At 38.5% G+C, this 20,286-nt stretch carries 14 protein-coding genes; 12 read left to right on the top strand and 2 right to left on the bottom strand.

All coding sequences use genetic code 11. From position 1 onward, the window contains the following. The gene (locus JM79_RS01845) at nt 1-420 is read right to left on the bottom strand and encodes a RimK/LysX family protein (protein ID WP_141876536.1); all 420 of its coding nucleotides are present in this window, start codon (nt 418-420) and stop codon (nt 1-3) included. A gap of 153 nt (nt 421-573) precedes the next feature. Here JM79_RS01845 and uvrC point away from each other — a divergent pair, with 153 nt between their 5' ends. From uvrC to JM79_RS01905, 12 genes are all read left to right on the top strand, one after another. Continuing rightward, nucleotides 574-2,373, top strand: coding sequence for an excinuclease ABC subunit UvrC (uvrC, locus tag JM79_RS01850; RefSeq protein WP_141876537.1), 1,800 nt, complete (start codon nt 574-576; stop codon nt 2,371-2,373). Further along, nucleotides 2,366-4,594, top strand: coding sequence for a patatin-like phospholipase family protein (locus JM79_RS01855; RefSeq protein WP_141876538.1), 2,229 nt, complete (start codon nt 2,366-2,368; stop codon nt 4,592-4,594). Before uvrC ends, JM79_RS01855 begins: the two co-directional genes overlap by 8 nt. 171 nt (nt 4,595-4,765) lie before the next feature. Beyond that, nucleotides 4,766-5,932, top strand: coding sequence for a homogentisate 1,2-dioxygenase (locus JM79_RS01860; protein ID WP_141876539.1), 1,167 nt, complete (start codon nt 4,766-4,768; stop codon nt 5,930-5,932). 103 nt (nt 5,933-6,035) lie between these two features. Then, nucleotides 6,036-7,178, top strand: a complete 1,143-nt coding sequence (gene hppD / locus JM79_RS01865) for a 4-hydroxyphenylpyruvate dioxygenase (RefSeq protein WP_141876540.1) — start codon at nt 6,036-6,038, stop codon at nt 7,176-7,178. 292 nt (nt 7,179-7,470) lie between these two features. Continuing rightward, nucleotides 7,471-8,247 (top strand): DUF3108 domain-containing protein, encoded by a 777-nt coding sequence (locus JM79_RS01870; protein ID WP_141876541.1) that lies wholly within the window; start codon nt 7,471-7,473, stop codon nt 8,245-8,247. Nucleotides 8,248-8,249: 2 nt separating this feature from the next. Beyond that, nucleotides 8,250-9,218: a tryptophan 2,3-dioxygenase family protein gene (locus JM79_RS01875; RefSeq protein WP_141876542.1), complete on the top strand. Its 969-nt coding sequence runs from the start codon at nt 8,250-8,252 to the stop codon at nt 9,216-9,218. Between the two features lie 4 nt (nt 9,219-9,222). After that, nucleotides 9,223-10,455 carry a peptidoglycan DD-metalloendopeptidase family protein gene (locus JM79_RS01880; RefSeq protein WP_185739447.1) on the top strand — a complete coding sequence of 411 codons (1,233 nt, stop codon included), beginning with the start codon at nt 9,223-9,225 and terminating at the stop codon, nt 10,453-10,455. Next, nucleotides 10,456-12,087 (top strand): glucose-6-phosphate isomerase, encoded by a 1,632-nt coding sequence (gene pgi, locus JM79_RS01885; protein WP_141876543.1) that lies wholly within the window; start codon nt 10,456-10,458, stop codon nt 12,085-12,087. Nucleotides 12,088-12,532: 445 nt separating this feature from the next. After that, entirely contained in the window at nt 12,533-15,067 is a 2,535-nt protein-coding gene (locus JM79_RS01890; protein WP_141876544.1) for a TonB-dependent receptor, read from the top strand. Between the two features lie 10 nt (nt 15,068-15,077). Further along, nucleotides 15,078-16,796 (top strand): hypothetical protein, encoded by a 1,719-nt coding sequence (locus tag JM79_RS01895; RefSeq protein ID WP_141876545.1) that lies wholly within the window; start codon nt 15,078-15,080, stop codon nt 16,794-16,796. A gap of 96 nt (nt 16,797-16,892) precedes the next feature. Then, the gene (locus JM79_RS01900) at nt 16,893-18,530 is read left to right on the top strand and encodes an Ig-like domain-containing protein (protein WP_141876546.1); all 1,638 of its coding nucleotides are present in this window, start codon (nt 16,893-16,895) and stop codon (nt 18,528-18,530) included. Nucleotides 18,531-18,563: 33 nt separating this feature from the next. Further along, entirely contained in the window at nt 18,564-18,998 is a 435-nt protein-coding gene (locus tag JM79_RS01905) for a hypothetical protein (protein WP_141876547.1), read from the top strand. A gap of 47 nt (nt 18,999-19,045) precedes the next feature. Here JM79_RS01905 and JM79_RS01910 read toward each other — a convergent pair whose 3' ends face one another. Continuing rightward, nucleotides 19,046-20,023, bottom strand: coding sequence for an endonuclease/exonuclease/phosphatase family protein (locus tag JM79_RS01910; RefSeq protein ID WP_221625441.1), 978 nt, complete (start codon nt 20,021-20,023; stop codon nt 19,046-19,048). Between the last annotated feature and the right edge of the window lie 263 nt (nt 20,024-20,286).

A 20,286-nucleotide genomic window follows, 5' to 3' on the forward strand; every position in this document is an offset into this window, starting at 1 on the left:
CTACTTCAGGTTAAACGAGACATCGATAAGTTCGGTGTCCACTATAAATTTTTTGGTTAAAAACTTTCTTCCAATTAATACCGGATATCGCATTTCCTGTCTGTCTGAAAGCGATAAGGATATTTTAAATACTTTTCCGAAGAGCTTAATATTGGTACGCACCAGATATCGTTTCTGGATGATCCCGTTACTACTTCTTACAAATACAATGTCGTAATCTTTAAAAATAAAAGCTTTGCCATTATATAAAGGATGCTCAGCATCCAGAAAGGTACAATGCAGTTCATCATCAACTTCTTTGATATTCTCGCAATGTATCGAGGAACTATAGGCTCCTGTATCAATTTTAATGGCGATGTCGTTGAGGTGTAAAGCAGGAAAATCTGCCTTGTCAAATCTTCCGATCACAATCTTCTCCATAATGCAATATACTAAAATGCCCTAAGTCTGGGAGCTGTGCAAAGTAAACGAAAGATTATACAATATTTTGATACGTAGGCTGATATTCTTAAAATTTACTTCGGAAGCCAAAAAAGGTTTAGTGAGCTTATTTTAATGTTTATTTTTGAGGTAATGGAAAAGCCAGCTCTGGACGTACAATTAAAAACCTTGCCCAATAGCCCGGGTGTCTATCAATATTTCGATAAGAATGGAAAGATCCTTTATGTAGGGAAAGCCAAGAATTTGAAGAAAAGGGTGACCTCTTATTTCACAAAAAGACACGATAGCCATCGAATTGGTGTCATGGTGAAGAAGATCCATGAAATAAAACATATCGTGGTTGCTTCAGAAACCGATGCACTGCTCCTGGAAAATAATCTAATCAAGAAACATCAGCCCAGGTTCAATGTGATGCTGAAGGATGACAAAACCTATCCATGGATTTGCATTAAAAATGAGCGGTTTCCACGAGTTTTTCCAACTAGAAAACTGGTTCGTGATGGTAGTGAATATTATGGGCCTTTTACCAGCTTTAAAACGGTAAACACACTGCTCGATCTTATTAAGGGATTATACAAATTGAGGACTTGTAATTATGATCTTTCCGAAGAAAAGATCCGGAATGAGAAATATAAGGTCTGCTTAGAATATCATCTTGGTAATTGTGAAGGACCCTGTGAAGCTTTGCAGCCTGAAGAAGAATATAACCGCAATATTGAAGCGATTCGCCAGATCGTAAAAGGTAATTTTAAGGATTCCCTTCAGCGTTTTCGGAATCAAATGAAAGAGCATGCTGAGAATATGGAATTTGAAGATGCTCAGCGTATCAAGATCAAGATTGATGTTCTGGAGAATTATCAATCCAAGTCTACAGTGGTGAATCCACGTATCAATAATGTAGACGTTTTTTCCGTAGTAAGTGATGAGGGTTACGGCTACGTGAACTTTCTCCAATTATCGCACGGTGCGATCATACGTTCGCATACTATTGAGATGAAAAAGAAGCTGGATGAAAGCGATCTGGAATTGCTGGAACTGGCTATTGTAGAGATCAGGCAGCGCTTCAGTTCGAAATCTACTGAAATCTATGTGCCGTTCAAAGTAGATGTTGGTGAGGACCTGAAGATCACGGTTCCAAAACTGGGCGATAAAAAGAAGATCGTAGAGTTATCCCAGCGAAATGCGAAATATTTCAGGCAGGAACGATTTAAGCAAATGAAGATCATAGATCCAGACCGTCATGTGAACCGTATTATGGCGCAAATGAAGGAAGATCTTAGACTTAGCGAAGAACCCCGGCATATTGAGTGTTTTGATAATTCAAATATTCAGGGAACCAATCCGGTTGCCGCCTGCGTGGTATTCAAGGATGGAAAACCAAGCAAAAAGGATTATCGAAAATTTAATATCAAAACCGTAGAAGGACCAGACGATTTTGCTTCAATGGAAGAAGTGGTTTTTAGACGTTATAGAAGACTGCTAAATGAAGATGAGCCGCTTCCGCAATTAATTATTGTGGATGGTGGAAAAGGGCAGCTTTCCAGCGGTGTTAAGGCACTGGACACTCTAGGTCTCCGCGGCAAGATCGCCATCATAGGGATCGCGAAACGACTGGAAGAGATCTACTATCCCGGTGATTCCATACCTTTATATCTGGACAAAAAATCTGAATCTTTAAAGATCATTCAGCAGCTTCGAAATGAGGCGCATCGCTTCGGAATTACATTTCACCGGAATAAAAGAAGTAAAACCGCGTTAAATACCGAACTTGAGTCCATTGCTGGAATTGGCGAAAAAACAGTCATTGATTTACTGAAGAATTTCAGGTCTTTAAAAAGAGTGAAGGAAGCAAGCGAAAAGGAACTTGCTGAAGTGATCGGGGCTTCCCGGGCAACGATTGTCTATCAATTTTATCATAAAGAGAATGCGTAATTATCTTTTCATCCTTAGTCTTATCATTTCCTTTGGAGCAATTTGCCAGGAAGAAGATAGGCCGAAGGTTGGACTGGTATTAAGTGGAGGTGGTGCTAAAGGACTTGCCCATATAGGTGTGCTAAAAACCCTTGAAGAGCAGGGCATCAAGATCGATTATATTGGAGGTACTAGTATGGGGGCAATTATTGGCGGACTATATGCTTCCGGCTATTCTGCCAGTGAACTTGATTCTATTTTCAGGACCACGCAATTTGATATTCTAATTCAGGATAACCTGCCAAGGCGGGCAAAAACTTTCTATGAAAAGGAAGATTCAGAAAAATACGCGATCACGCTTCCTTTTGACAATTTTGATATTTCATTTCCCAGCGGACTTTTTAAAGGTCAGAATATTTACAATTTACTATCAAGACTTACTATTCATGTAAGCGATGTTGAAGATTTTAGCCAATTACCCATCCCGTTTTTCTGTATTGCGGCGAATGTGGAAACCGGCGACGAAGTGATTCTGGATAGTGGATCACTGGCTAAAGCAATTTCAGCTAGTGGCGCGATTCCAACACTTCTAAGTCCCATAAAAATTGACGGACAGTTGTTAACTGACGGTGGCGTTGCCAATAATTACCCGATCGAAGAATTACGGCGTCGTGGAGCTGAGGTGATCATTGGGGTAGATGTACAGGATAGTCTTGTCAAAAGAGATAAATTAAGGAGTGTATTTGAAATTATGAGTCAGATCTCAAATTTTCGCACAATCAATGACATGAAGGAGAAAGCTCCGAAAACAGATATTTACATTAAGCCAAACGTAAATTCTTTCTCGGTCATGGCTTTTGACAAAGGACAGGCGATCATAGATTCTGGAGCGGTGGCCGCAAACAATATGCTAGAGGAACTTAAGTTGCTGGGTAATCTTGATGATAGCTTAGTAATTCGAAAACCGGTTCCAAAGATCGATAGTTTCAATATTAGTGCACTTTCAGTTGAAGGAAATAATACCTATCCAAGAGCTTATGTGCAGGGTAAATTAAAGCTTGATTACGAAGAAACGTACAACTTCGAGGATCTGAATATTGGAATTAACAACCTTTCTGCGACCGGTAACTTTGAGCGAATTAATTACCAGCTAATACCCGAAGATGAAAATGGCAATTATATACTTGCCATGCAAATTGAGGAAAGTGAAAACAAAATGCTGTTGCGACTGGGATTACATTATGATGAGCTTTATAAAAGTGGTGCGCTGGTGAATCTTACCCGGAAAAGTTTACTATTTACTAATGATGTGGCTTCTCTGGACCTTATCGTGGGGGATAACCTGCGTTACAATTTTAACTATTACCTGGATAAAGGTTTTTACTGGAGCTTCGGAATAAATTCTCGCTACAATACTTTCGATAAAGGCTTACTGTTAAACGGGATTAGGGATACTGAAGGTCTTAGTGAATTTCAGGATATAAGAGAGCTGGAAGTTACAGTGAGAGATTTTACCAATCAAATCTATGTGGAGTCACTTTTTCAGCAGGTGTTTTCCATAGGTGTTGGATTGGAACACAAGTATTTGAAGTATAGCAGTAATACTTTTAATGATGCCATCAATCAAAGTCAGGAACTAGTTTTGGCAAATGACCATTATGCCGGCGCTTTCGGCTATGTGAAATTCGATTCTTACGATAATAAATATTTCCCCACCAAAGGAGTTCGTTTTGATGGAGACTTTCATATTTACCTGTATTCTTCAGATTATAATAATGATTTTTCGGAGTTCTCGATCGCAAAGGGAAGTTTAGGATATGCTATACAACCTTTTCCCAAATTCACGACCCGGATAAGTACAGGTACTGGTTTTAAGATAGGAAACGATGAAAGCCAGGTGCTGGATTTCTTTCTGGGAGGTTATGGGAATGATTTTATCAATAATTTCAAACCTTTTCTGGGTTATGATTTTTTAAGCCTTTCCGCAGATAGTTATATAAAAGCGCAACTGGAGTTTGACTATGAGCTCTTCAGAAAAAACCATATTATCGCCAGCGCCAATATTGCCAATGTGGAAGATGACCTGTACACGACCGGTAACTGGTTGAGCATGCCCGATTATAATGGCTACGGAATTGGCTACGGAATCGAAACTTTTATGGGGCCACTGGAAGCGAAATATTCCTATTCACCCGAAACTAAAGAAAGTTACTGGTTTTTTAGCCTCGGATTCTGGTTTTAGTGTTTAATTTTCTACAAATACTTTATCGTTTGCGTAACCGGTTTTTACACTAGATTTAAGATTGTTTCGGTAAATTTTCTTGATATTTGTGTAAATCGAAATAAATACTGGAAATAATAACAATCTTTCAAAAAATGAATTCGTTTTTGATCGATTTTAAAATATAATCACATGCCTTTTTATCATAAACTCGGCAAGATCCCTCACAAGCGCCATACGATTTTCAGAAAACCTGATGGAAGCCTGTATTATGAGCAGCTTTTTGGGACGATTGGTTTCGACGGAATGTCTTCCAATCTCTATCACGAACATCGCCCAACTCAGGTAAAGGAAATCAAAGGAAGTTACGATGTACGACCGAAGGTTGCGATCGAAAATAACCTGAAATCATACCGTTTAAAAGGCTTCCAGATCACTCCGCATCCAGATTACCTGCAGAGTAGAAAAGCAGTTTTGACCAATGCAGATTGTGATATTATTCTCGCTTCTCCTCAAGGTTCTACGGAAGACTATTTCTACAAGAACTCTGATGCAGATGAATTGATCTTCGTGCACAAAGGATCTGGAAAGCTTAGAACTCATCTTGGAAACATTGATTTTAAATACGGAGATTATTTACTGATTCCAAGAGGTACGATCTACAAAATGGATTTTGATGATGAGAATAACAGGCTTTTTATCGTTGAATCCCGTAGACCGATCTATACTCCAAAACGATACAGGAATTGGTTTGGTCAACTGCTGGAACATTCTCCATTTTGTGAAAGAGATTTACGCCAGCCGCATGAACTGGAAACCAATAATGAGGAAGGTGATTTTCTTATCAAGATCAAGAAACAAGGAGAAATCTTCGATATGGTCTATGCGACACATCCTTTTGATGTAGTGGGCTATGATGGATACAATTATCCTTATGCGTTTTCAATTCATGATTTTGAACCTATCACTGGAAGAATTCATCAACCGCCACCGGTACATCAGACTTTCGAAACAGATGCTTTTGTAGTTTGCAGTTTTTGTCCGCGTAAATACGATTATCATCCGGAAAGTATTCCGGCACCTTACAGTCACAGTAATATTGATAGTGATGAGGTGTTATATTATGTAGATGGTGATTTTATGAGTAGAAATGATATCGAAGCTGGTCATATATCCTTGCACCCGGCTGGAATCCCTCATGGGCCGCACCCTGGAGCAGTAGAAAGAAGTATCGGGCAGGTAGAAACTGAAGAGCTGGCTGTAATGGTAGATACATTCAAGCCGTTAAAACTTACAGAAGAGGCGATGAAAATTGCCGATGAGACCTACTTTAGGTCCTGGTTAGATGGAGAGCATTAAAAGATGAAAGAAGATTTATCAGCACAGGATAGAGCGATGTGGTAATATTTTGAAATTTGATTTCGAATTTATATCATATTTACATCCTTTAAAATAACAATCAATGTCAACAGATAACACATCATTAAATTTAGAAAAAGTAATTCCTGAAGCAGAAGATTTTCTGCCAATCCTGGGAACAGACTTTGTAGAACTATATGTAGGAAATGCCAAGCAGGCAGCCTATTATTATCAACATGCATGGGGTTTCCAGCCAATAGCATATTCGGGTTTGGAAACTGGTCGTAAAGACAGTGTTTCCTATGTGATGCAACAGGGAAAAATTAGAGTTGTTCTAACTTCACCATTGCAACCGGAAGGAGATATCAATGCACATATAGACAAACACGGTGACGGAGTAAAGTTCGTGGCACTATGGGTGGACGATGCGAGAAAGAGCTATGAAGAAACTACAAAAAGAGGGGCAAAATCTTATGTAGAGCCATATGTAATGGAAGATGAAAACGGGAAAGCCGTGATCTCAGGAATCCATACTTATGGAGAAACCATTCACCTTTTTGTAGAACGTAAGGATTATACCGGACCATTTTTACCGGGGTACAGAATTTACAATACCAAAACTCAGGTACCAGATACAGGTTTACAATTTATCGACCATATGGTTGGAAATGTAGGCTGGAACGAAATGGACAAATGGGTAGAATTCTACGGAAAAGTAATGGGCTTTGCCCAGTTGGTATCTTTTGATGATAAAGATATCTCGACCGACTATACCGCGCTTATGAGTAAGGTAATGAGCAATGGGAACGGTAGAATTAAATTTCCTATTAATGAGCCTGCGGAAGGAAAAAAGAAATCACAGATCGAGGAATATATCGATTTTTATAATGGAGCCGGAGTCCAGCATATCGCTTTAGCTACAGATAACATTATCGAAACAGTTACAGCATTAAGAGACAGAGGTGTGGAATTCTTATATGTTCCTGAAACTTACTATGATGATCTACTGGATCGTGTTGGTGAGATCGATGAGGACCTGGAACCATTAAAAGAGCTGGGAGTGCTGGTGGATCGCGATGATGAGGGGTATTTGCTACAGATCTTTACAAAACCAGTTCTGGATAGACCAACTATGTTCTTCGAGATCATCCAGAGAAAAGGTGCTCAATCCTTCGGAAAAGGAAACTTTAAAGCTTTATTTGAGGCAATTGAAAGAGAACAGGATTTGCGAGGTACCTTAAATTAAGATTAAATATCTGCTAAAATTTAAGTGGAAAAATGAAATAAATGACAATCTGGTAAACGTTTAGTTAAAGTTTATTTAAGAGTTGTAGGTAAGGGAGAAATATGAGACTTTTGCACCGCATTTCTGGAGTGGTTACCAGAATTGATTTTTTTTCATAATTTAAGTTTTAGTTGGTTAATAAGACAAAATTCCCCATCATTAATTTGATGGGGTTTTTTGTTTTAATACTTTTGGAATAGTAATTGTAATCCACCATACGCCTGAAAATTCTATTACTTAGACAATTAAACCTATGAGAAATTATATTGCAATTACCTTTCTTTTTTTAGTGTTTACCACCGGAAACATGTTCTCACAAGATGCATTTGGCGAAGGTGAGTGGTTTAAGTTTAGAATTCATTATGGATTATTCAATGCCAGTTATGCAACACTGGAGGTAGATGAAACTAAATTTCAGAATAAACCTGTCTATCATATAAAAGGACGCGGTAGATCTACTGGATTATTAGGCTTGTTCTTTAAAGTGGATGATGATTACCAAACCTATATTGATAAAAGAACCGGAAAACCCTACCGTTTTGTACGTAATATTGACGAAGGCGGTTATACCAAGGACCTGGTGATCGACTTTGATCATAATGATAAGAAAGCCCATGTTCTCAATCGAAAGAACAATCAGAAAAAATCATATTCTGTGCCTCATAATGTACACGATATGTTATCATCATTTTACTATATTCGCAACCAAATTAAAAACGACGAGTTAGAGCCAGGTGATGAGATGCGTTTGAACATGTTCATCGATGATGAAAACCTCGATTTTAAGCTTGTTTTCCTGGGGCGTGACACGATTAAAACGAAGTTTGGTAAAGTTGCAACCCTCAAATTCAGACCTTATGTACTGGCCGGAAGAGTATTTAAGGAGAAAGAAAGTCTTACTTTCTGGATTAGTGATGATAAGAACAAAATTCCGGTGAAAATTGAAGCAAACCTGGCCGTAGGGTCTTTGGATGCCGATCTTGAAGCTTACAAAGGTCTAAAGCATCAATTTAGTATACAAATGGATTAGATATGGAGATAAAACCCGAAATCGCGGAACGAATTGGAAAGCTTGAAGAAAAGTTCAAAAATTCGGGACAGGATATGGGGTCTTATCTGGATGGTCTGTTATATGACCGCTATCTCTCTTACTGGGATTATATTAGTGTAGATACACTATTAAGTTTACAGAAAACCAATACGCACTTTCCAGATGAGATGATCTTTATCACTTATCATCAAATCACTGAACTATATTTTAAACTCATCATTCACGAGCAAAAACAGATCATAGAAACCACAACGCTAACATCTGCTTATTTCGTTGAGAAGCTGAATAGGATCAACCGGTATTTCAGAATACTTATCGACTCTTTTGATGTAATGATCAAGGGAATGGAAAGGGAACAGTTTCTGAAATTCAGAATGGCTCTACTGCCTGCCAGTGGATTCCAGTCGGCGCAGTTCAGGATGATCGAATTATATTCAACTCCTCTAGAAAATCTTGTCGATTTTAATTTGAGAGATGAATTTACAGTAGAAAACACTTCCGAAGAACTTTTTGATAATATCTACTGGAAAAAAGGAGGTATAGATCTGGAAACCGGCGAGAAAACTCTTACGCTTAAGCAATTTGAAAAAAGATATACTCCTCGATTTCTAAGAATTGCAAAAGATGTATACGGAAACACTATATATCAGCGTTACCAGGCCATGCATGAAGATGATCGTCAAAATGAAGATCTACAACAGGCTCTTCGAAACTTTGATGTTAATGTAAATATTAACTGGTTGCTTATGCATATGGGTGCTGCTTACCGATATTTGAGCAAGAAAGATGAAACTATAAAAGCGACTGGTGGAACAAACTGGAAAAAATTCCTGCCACCGAGTTTTCAAAGAGTTTCTTTCTTTCCCGAATTATGGAGTCAGGAAGAACTGAACGACTGGGGGAAGCAATGGGTGAACCACACATTTAATACTGAAAAACAAAAAGCATAAAAACTTGAAGAAATTAGGCTTATTAGTAATGCTAATGCTGGCAATGACTGCCTGCAATGACGATGAGAAAGAACAGGCCGTAAATGAGGTCGAGACAAAAAAAATTCCTAAGATCGAGAAACAGTATGGTTTTATCTTGAATGATTTTGAGGTCATTAGGGATACCATAAGGTCTGGTGATAGTTTTGGTTACATCATGGATCAAAATGGCGTAGGTCATGGAAAGGTCTTCGAAGTTTCAGAAAAGGTAAAAGATACCTTTAACCCTGCGAGGATCACTGCCGGTAAGAAATACATGATCCTGAGAGCAAAAGATTCGGCTAAAACTCCGCAATATTTCATTTACGAAAATGATAAGATCAACTATACGGTTGTATCTATTGGGGATAGTATCTATGCTGAAAAGAAGAAAAGACCGGTTACGGTTAAACAAAGAGAAGTAAGCGGAGTGATCACTTCTTCCCTTTCAGAAGCAATGCAGGCTCAGGGCTTGAGTAATCTTCTGGTTTACGAACTTTCGAATATTTATCAGTGGAGTATTGATTTCTTTAAACTTCAGAAGGGAGATCAGTTCAAAATGGTTTACCAGGAAAAATATATTGACGATACTATTTTCGCCGGGATTGAAAAGGTAGATGCCGCAGTTTTCAAACATTCAGACAGGCCATACTATGCCTTCAGTTATATGACCGACAGTATTTCTGGTCAGCCTAGTTTTTATGATGAAGAAGCTAAAGCATTACAAAGCTTTTTTCTGAAAGCTCCGCTAAATTACTCCAGGATCTCTTCAAGGTTTACAAAAAGACGTTTTCATCCTGTTCAGAAGAGATGGAAAGCTCACCTTGGAACAGATTATGCTGCACCACATGGCACGCCAATCGTAAGTACGGCTAATGGAACCGTGATCGCTTCAGGCTATACTTCTGGAAACGGAAATTATGTAAAGGTGAGACATAATGGAAAGTATACTACTCAATATCTTCACATGAGTAAGCGCGCAGTTAGAAATGGCCAAAGTGTTAAGCAAGGTGATGTGATAGGTTATGTTGGAAGTACAGGACTTGCTACGGGGCCTCATGTATGTTATCGATTCTGGGTAAACGGCAAACAGGTGGATCCATTCCGCCAGAATCTGCCCTCAGCCGAGCATATCACAGACAATCTAAAAGACGATTATTTAAATCATATTGAATCGATTCGCGCAGAGCTGGATCAAATTCCCTATAAAAGTATCTAGATGAAAAATATAAATCCAACCACTACCAAAGCCTGGAAGGAATTAGAAGATCATTATAAAGAGATCCAGGTTGAACATATGAAGAATATGTTCAATAACGATGAAGATAGAGCTGAAAAATTCACCATTAAATGGGAGGATTTTTATCTTGATTACAGTAAGAACCGGATGAATGACACTACTGGGAAATTACTAAATAAGCTTGCTGCTGAATGTGGTTTGAAGGAAGCAATGGATGCATATTTTCAAGGTGAGGCTATCAACCAGACAGAAGGAAGACCGGTTCTACATACTGCTTTAAGAGCTTCAAAAAACGCAAATGTTCAGGTGCATGGTGAAAATGTAATTCCTGAAGTGCAGGAAGTAAAAGAAAAGATAAGAACTTTTACTGATGAGGTAATCGAAGGAAAACGTAAAGGTTTTACCGGGAAGAAATTTACCGACATAGTAAATATAGGAATTGGAGGGTCTGATCTTGGACCGGTGATGGTTGCTGATAGCCTGAAATTCTACCAGAATCATCTGAACTTACATTTTATATCTAATGTAGATGGAGATCATGTACATGATACCATTCAGGATCTAAATCCAGAAACGACCCTTTACGTGATAGTTTCAAAAACTTTCACGACCATGGAAACAATAAGTAATGCTACTACGGTTAGAGAATGGTTTCTACAAAAGGCTCCTGAAAATGAAGTTTCAAAACATTTTGTAGCGGTTTCTACCAATTTAAATAAAGTTGAAAGCTTCGGAATTGATCCTGACAATATTTTCCCGATGTGGGATTGGGTTGGAGGTAGATTCTCTTTATGGAGTGCTGTAGGTCTTTCAGTAGCACTTGGAATTGGATACAACAATTTTGAATCTCTTCTGGAAGGTGCTCGAAAAATGGATGATCACTTCAGAAATACAGATTTCGAAAAAAATATTCCTGTTCAGCTGGCTTTAATAAGTATATGGTATAATAATTTCTTCGGCGCTGAAAGTGAAGCGGTGATCCCTTATTCTCAATACCTGGATAAATTTCCATCATACCTGCAACAGGCGATTATGGAAAGTAACGGGAAAAGTGTAGACCGTAACGGCGAGAAAGTAAATTACCAGACCGGAACGATCATCTGGGGAGAACCAGGAACTAATTCACAACATGCATTTTTCCAGTTGATCCACCAGGGAACCAAGCTTATTCCTGCAGATTTTATTGGCTTTAAAGAAAGCCTATTTGGAGATCAGGGGCATCACGATAAATTAATGGCGAACTATTTTGCCCAAACTGAAGCTCTTCTTAATGGTAAAACTGAAGAAGTAGTGGAAGAAGAGTTACGCTCTATGAGATTTAGCCAGGAAGAAATTGACAGGATCAAATCATTTAAAGTATTTGAAGGTAATAATCCAACGAATACCTTATTGGTTCAAAAATTAACTCCGGAAAGTCTGGGGAAACTTATCGCCATGTATGAACATAAGATATTTGTACAGGGCGTAATCTGGAATATCTTTAGTTACGATCAATGGGGAGTTGAATTAGGAAAACAATTGGCGAACAAGATACTTTCAGAATTTGAATTTAATAATTCTGAAGGTCATGATTCTTCAACACAAAACCTGTTGAAGTTTTATATGAATTAAAATTTCAAATAAGTACATCAATAGAAAAGCCTGAAGTCTGGAACTTCAGGCTTTTTTTATTTATAAAACCTAAAATCCCTTCCGAAGAAATTGAATTGAAGTTGCAGGAATGATGCAATTCACTCATTAATAGAGTAGAGATCAAAATTTCTCCATTACAAATTCAATAATTCTTAATGTTTTTGAGACGCAAAAATGATTTTTACGAAATATTGCCTGCTCATTATTGCCCTGTTTAACGTCTTTAACACTGCTAAAGCTTATTTTGAATCATTCCATTTAACATAATATTTTGTTTTCCTCTAATTAGCAGTATATTGCGGCGAAATTTGTTGAAATGTTAAACTTCTGTACGTTAAATATTTTAACATTGAGATAATGTTAGAGAAGAACAATTAGTTTTCTTTTGCATCGAATTTTAAACAAACTCAAACACACAAAAAAAATGAGGAAATTATTACTCTTAGCGATGTTCTTAACATCTGCTACGATTTTTGCTCAAGGAACTGTTACCGGTGTGGTAATGGATTCCCAAACATCAGGTCCACTTCCAGGAGCTAATGTAATGGTAGTTGGTACTAACAATGGTACAATGACAGATTTCGACGGAAACTTCACTTTGAATGTTGCGGAATCTGAAGGTACTATTAAAATTACCTTCGTAGGTTACACTTCTAAGGAAGTGAAATTCAATGTTACTGGCGACACTCAGGATCTAGGACAGATCGTTCTGGGTGCAGATGACAACGCATTGGATGAGATCGTGGTAACAAGTTTCTCACTTGCTATCGACAGAAAAACACCAGTAGCTGTTTCAACTATTAGTGCTGCAGAGATCGAAACCAAGATTGGTAACCAGGAATTTCCTGAAGTGCTAAAATCTACTCCTGGAGTATATGCTAACAAAGCCGGTGGTGGTTTTGGTGATGCTGAACTTCGTATGAGAGGATTTCAAGGTGAAAACATCGCAGTAATGATAAATGGTGTTCCTGTAAACGACATGGAAAATGGTCAAGTTTATTGGAGTAACTGGGCAGGTCTTTCTGATGTAACAAGAACTATGCAAACTCAAAGAGGTTTGGGAGCTGCTAAAGTCGCTGTTCCATCTATCGCTGGTACGGTGAATATTGTAACGAAAACTACAGATGCTGAGAAAGGTGGAAGTATCTACGCTGCAACTGGTAACGATGGTTACACTAAGTTTGGTGCTACTGTATCTACTGGGAAGTCTGAAAATGGACTTGCTGCAACAGTTTCTGCTTCGAGAACAGTTGGAGATGGTTATGTAGATGGTACTGAATTTATTGGGTATAACTACTTCGTAAACATTGCAAAGGAATTTGGTGAAGATCACGAACTTTCTTTTACTGCTTTTGGTGCGCCGCAAAGACACGGTCAGCGTCAAAATAGATACACTATCGAAACTTACCGAGAAAGTGAAAGAGGTATTAAATTTAACGGAGACTGGGGTTACTTAAATGGTCAGGTTACTCATATCGAGGACAACTTCTACCACAAACCACAAATGTCTTTAAACCACTATTGGAATATTAATGAGAATACTGAATTATCTACTGCACTTTACGCTTCCTTTGGAACAGGTGGAGGTGGTGGATGGGCCGGAACTAACAAGTTTGGTCTTGATTCTAAATACAGAGATGGTTACCTGCAACCGGTAAATCTTGATCTAATCGTAGATGAGAACATTGAAAGAGGTGCTGATGGTTCTGAAACTATTTTAAGAGCTTCTAGAAACGACCACAACTGGTATGGTGCACTTTCTACTTTATCTACAGATATTACAGATGATATCGAACTTCTTGCAGGTATCGATTTAAGATACTACAAAGGAGAGCACTTCCAGGAAGTAACAGATCTTCTAGGTGGACAGTACTACTTTGATGATTCTAACGTGAACAATCCTGTAAATCTTGCAAAGGTTGGAGACAAGATTAGCTACAACAATGATGGTATCGTTCTTTGGGAAGGTGGATTCCTTCAAGGAGAGTATTCAAAAGATGATTTAGATATCTTCGTTTCTCTTGCAGCTTCGAACACATCTTATAAGCGTGTTGATTACTTCAACAACCTTGATTCAGATCCTAATCAGGAAACTGACTACGCAAATTTCTTTGGATACCAGATCAAAGGTGGAGCGAACTACAACTTCACTAGAACTAGTGGTGTATTTGCAAATATCGGGTACTTTGAAAGAGCACCTTTCTTTGATGCAGTATTTCTTCAATTCGGAAATAACGTAAATCCAGATGCTGAAAATCAAAAGATCTTTAGTACTGAACTTGGATATACTTTTAGAAATTCTGTTTTAAGAGCCAACGTCAACATTTACAGAACTAATTGGAGAGATAGAACTGAAGTTTATACTTATAACAATCCTGATGGGTCTCTTGGATCAGCTAATATCTTGGGTATTAACGCAGTACACCAGGGTCTGGAATTAGATTTTGAATACCGTCCTTTCGAGGAACTTTCTATCACAGGCTTTGCATCATTGGGTGACTACACTTGGGAAAATGATGTTAGAGGTGTACAGATCTTTGACGAAGAGCAGAATTTAGTTGATGAGATCAACCTTTTCATCGAGGGTACTAAAGTAGGTGGTACGCCACAAACTACTGCTGGTCTTGGAGTAGACTATGAGTTCCTGACAGATATGAGATTAAGAGCTAACTATAACTACTTCGGTGATTTCTGGTCAGATTTTGATCCGGTAAGCCGTAACAATCCTGATGCTGGTGAAACATGGAAACTTCCAGATTTTGGAACGCTTGATGTAGGTCTTTCTTACAACTTCTCTGTAGCTGGATTTGATGCTGCTTTGAATGCGAACGTTTATAACATTACAGATACAGAATATATTGCTAATGCACAGAATGGTCTTCAGAACAACGCACGTACTGCACTTGTATGGTACGGTTTCGGAAGAACTTACACTGTAGGAGCTAAACTTAACTTCTAAACACAACACGATGAAAAAGACATTTTATGTACTAATGGCTTTCGTAGGTCTGGCTTTAACTAGCTGTGAGCCAATGGAAGACATTCATGACGAGATCGACAACGACCTGGATAGCCAGCTTGCTGTTGCTGAGAGAGATTATGTGCTAACTGAAGATGATTATGAAGATCTTGGACAAAACTTTCCAAACTTCGGTTCAGTAGAAGATGCAAGAACTTTGATTCCATCTTTACTTTCAGACCTATACCCAACTTATGGTGCAGGTTCTATTATCAATGTTGGATTTGATCTTTTCGATCCACTTAGAGTTCAGGACTATGCAGTATCTAGCTCAGATTATGGTATGATAGATCTTTCTACTGACTATTTCTCTGGAATGGGAGAGGTTGTAGACTTCCTTGACGCTAAGTATCCACAGGCAGAAGAAGGTGAGTATGTTAGACTTACTTACAATATCCTTGCTGAAGAGATCGCTTACGAGCTTTCTGCAGATGATTTTGATGTTATAGGTGACGAACTTGGAGATGTTTACCCAGATCCAGCATCTAGTGCTGCTCAATACAGCAACTTCGATAGAAGATCTGATAGAGATGCTTACTGGAGTAACGATATGATCGTGGAAGCTCTTGGTGCAGCTATTTCAGAAGAATTTGGAGATATCGCCGGTCAGCAATACAATGTTTCTTACGCTATCTATGATGGTAGCTCAGGAACTGAGAGCATGACTGTTCAGTTTGATGGAAACACGTATGTCGCTGTTGGTGGAACTTCTTACGAGATTTCTAGTGAAGATTATGACGCTATTGGTGAAGAATTCGCAACTGCTTACCCTGGACCAGCTGGAAATGCTGCTCAGTTTGGAAGTTTTGATGTTAGAGAAACTAGCGATAACTACTGGAACGAAGACATGCTTTTAGAAGCTTTTGCTTTCGTAATCACTAGTGAATTTCCTGCAGCTCAGGATGGAGATCAATTCGTATTGACTTACAAAGTATACAATGGATCTGTTGCTACGATCGTAGTAAACCTTGCACTTAACGGTGATACTGTAGAGATCGATGAAGATGCTTCAGTTTCAACTATTGAAGAGACTAAAGTATTTGCTTATACTAACGGAGACTGGGATGCACCTTATATGCTTCCTGATAACTCTTACACTGAAGAATTCGGTCAGCGTTTCAGCAACTTCGGAGACGAGGAAGAAGCACTTTCTAAAATTGGAATCTTCTTAGGAAGAGAATTTCCTTACGCTACTGAAGGTGAATACAAAGCAGTTGGATACCAGTTCTACAACGGTGAAGCTACTGTAACTGAGTACGCCAACTTCGTATTCGAAGGTGGAGACTGGATGGCTATTCCATCTGTAGTTTCAGATGCACTTCAGTTTGGATTTGAAGATGGAATGTGGGTTCCAGACAACACGATCAACTACATGTTGAGTTCTGCTGATTACTCTATCATTGCTGATGAACTTTCAGATAATACTGATCTTGCTACTCAACTTGCTAGTATTGATCGTTACGGTAATTTTGACCGTCGTCCGGGAGCAAGTGCTTACTGGAATGATGATAATCTTTTATTAGCTATGCAGGCGCTTCTTAATGAAATCGCTCCAAATGCTGAAGAAGGACAGAAGTACTTACTTACTTTCGATATCTATAATGGTTCGAATACTACAGAAAGCCTAAGCCTTATTAAAGAAGGTGGAATGTGGGTAGTTAACCAGTAGGTTCTAAACTCAATCTATATAAACCTCTTATCTTCACGGTAAGAGGTTTTTTTTTGACTTAAAATGTCAGATATTTGCAGCCACAATACACAAATTATGAAAAAATATACCGGACTCTTTTTGTTGGCACTCATGTTGGGTTGCTCAGGTGATGATGATTCAACACCAACTCCTACGCCACCAGTTGAAGAAGAAAATCCTGTAGCAACAGCAGATGAACTATCAGCTGTTCAAAATGATTCTTACACATTCAACAGAGCTATGCTTTTGGAAAATGATGAACTCGTGGATAACGCGATCATCACCAGCATAGATACCGAAACTGAAGCAGGAGGAACGATCACCGATAATCGTGATCAAACCTATACTTATGAGCCTGCTAACGATTTTACAGGTAATGATACGTTTTCCTATAATATCTGCGTTCCTGGAGATTCCGATAGATGTTCCAGTGCTGTAGTTACCATAATCGTAGGTGATGCCGGAGAACCAATAGCTGCCAATGATAGTTATACTACCCAGGAAGGTAAAACCTATACAATTAGCAATCACCTTGATAATGACCAGGTGGTGGATAATGCTGAAGTTACTTCAGTAGAAAGTACAAGTGGAAACGCTACCGTAACACTACAGAATGATGGGAGTATTTTGTATGAACCTAATTCAGATTTTTCTGGTCAGGATACATTTACTTATACCTTGTGTGACGATGATGAGACACCAAGTTGTTCTACTGCCACGATTACAATGACCGTTGAAGACGAAGGTTCACCGGTTGCTTCAGATGATACTGTTGTAATTGAAGCAGGTACTTCCGAAGAAGTGATCACGAAACTTTTGGATAATGATGATCTAACTGATGATGCCACGATCACTTCCGTAGATGATTCAGCAAGTAACGCGACCATCATATTAAATAATGATGGAACAGTAACCTATACTCCACAAGTCGGTTTTATGGGAGAGGATACATTTACGTATACTATTTGTGATGATGATGCTGAGGCAAGCTGTTCTACAGCTACTGTTACGGTAAATATCGTGGAAGCGGTAAAATTTAATGTTCCTGATAATCTAAAGGCATACTATTCAGACGCTAATTTCACCATAGATCCAGACTTGCTGTATTCAGAGCTATCAGATTTTACAAACGCGCAACATACGAACCGCCTTACTTATACAGATCGTCATGATTACTTATATGATGCAGATGCTGCACTCGATGATGAATCTATGGTAGTTTTAATCTACTCAGGGGAAATTAGACCAGATGATGAATTTCAGTTAGGAGATCTTGACGGTGACGAAAGCTTTAATACAGAGCATATTTATCCTCAGTCTCGTTTAAATACTGAAGAATCTGTGAGTGACCTTCACTTGCTAAGAGTTGCTGATGTAAATATTAATTCTGAAAGGCTTAATTACCCATTTACTGAAGGTAGTGGAGAATACAAGCTTGTAGGCGGTGATAGCTGGTATCCTGGAGATGAGTGGAAGGGTGACGTTGCCAGAATGGTAATGTATGTTAATCTTAGTTACGGTGACGATTTTGATGAAGTTGGAAATCTTGAACTATTCCTGAAGTGGAATCGTGAAGATCCGGTTTCAGCTTTTGAATTACAGCGTAACGACGTGATTGAAGCGGCTCAAGGTAATCGTAACCCATTTATCGATAATCCATTCCTTGCTACGCTAATCTATGGTGGTGATGCTGCGGAAAATCGTTGGGAATAGATTTTAGAATTTATAACACTTATATAAAGATATATGTATCAAACAGTTCAATTTATACACTCTTACTGGGCCTATCTGGTTCTAACAATGCTTTTGATTGCAACCTTTAATGCTATTATTGGTTTTGCATCAAATAAGGAATACGGTGCGACTAACTTTAGAATCGCATTATTCACCTTAATTGTTTCTCATATACAGTTGCTAATAGGGATCGTACTTTACTTTACCTCTGGCAACATGGCGCGATGGGAAGGTGGAATGGGAGAAGTTATGGGTAATGATAGTATCAGACTTTACCTGGTGGAACATCCATTAATGATGATTATCGCGATTGCTTTGATCACTATTGGTTATTCCAAACATAAAAAGAAACTCACTTCGAAGCCAAAATTCAAAATGCTGGCTATCTTCTACGGAATTGCATTTCTAGTAGTGTTATCCAGAATACCATGGAGTGCATGGTTCTAAATGAAGAACTTCATATTGAAAAAGCCCGGTTTTAGACCGGGCTTTTTTTATTCTACTGCTTTTATTAAATACAGGTATACCGGAAAATGATCACTATACCCAGGCTGATAGCCTGAGCTACCATAAGTACGCATAGGATACCCGCGGTACTGGCCACCCTGCGTAATTAAATAAGGAGCGTTAAAAATTCCGGCTTTATAATACTGAAATCCTTCAGAAGTTCTGTTCAATAAGCTTTCTGAAAGATAGAATTGATCGAATAAGTTCCAGGAATCACGATATGCCAGTGTCCCGCGACCTCTTTTGAGCATGTTTTCCATAGGATTATACAGGTCCCCTTCTTTCAAATCCTGAATTTCGGCTTTAGTTTGTAGGAACTTTTTGAAGCTTTTATTGGTAGGATCATCGTTGAAATCTCCCATTCCGATAATTCTTGCTTTCGGGTCTTCCTGATAAATCGAATCAATGATACGTTTGTTAAGCATAGCAGCTTTTTCACGTTTGTAACTGCTTTTTGCTTCACCACCAGACCTGGATGGCCAGTGATTTACTATAAAATGAGTTTCCTGCCCCATGGCAATTCCGCTAACCACTAGTTGATCTCTGGTGTAATCCCTTTTATCCTCATCATAGATCATCAATTTCCTGGCCTGGGAATTCGTCACCACAAATGACTGCGAACGATATAGCAGTGCAACATCGATGCCTCGCTCATCTGGAGAATCGTAATGCACGATCTTATAATTGAACTGTGCAAGGTTGGGATGTGCAATAAGATCTTCTAAAACCTTCTTATTTTCAATTTCACAAAGACCAATAACCAATGGTGGCTTTTTAGATTCCTGAGTTCCTATTTCAGCAAGCACCCTGGAAATATTCGCTATTTTAACGTAATAACGTTCCTCGGTCCAGTTGTCTTTACCCAGAGCAGTCCTGTCATCATCAAACGTTAGCGTGTCGTCTACGGTGTCGAAAAGATTCTCGACATTATAAAATGCAATAGTTTCAATATGGTAATCTCTCATATTCTGACAATATAGGTTTTCTGAAGTTGTCAGGTATAGCCCAATTACCAAATAAATCGCTGTAATATATTTCTTCAATTTTTTATCATTTTAGACCGCAATTAAAGTACTGGTTTTTTGATTATTACAGGAAAATGATTTAAAATTATCCCATATTTCGACGACGAGGCACTGAATGAATAAAACCTTTTTTTGGGTGTGTCTGTTTTCTTTGGTTTATCAAAGTTTATACGCCCAAACTCCGATCATAAGTGGTCGGATTA

This window comes from Gramella sp. Hel_I_59, assembly GCF_006714895.1.
GTDB lineage: Bacteria > Bacteroidota > Bacteroidia > Flavobacteriales > Flavobacteriaceae > Christiangramia.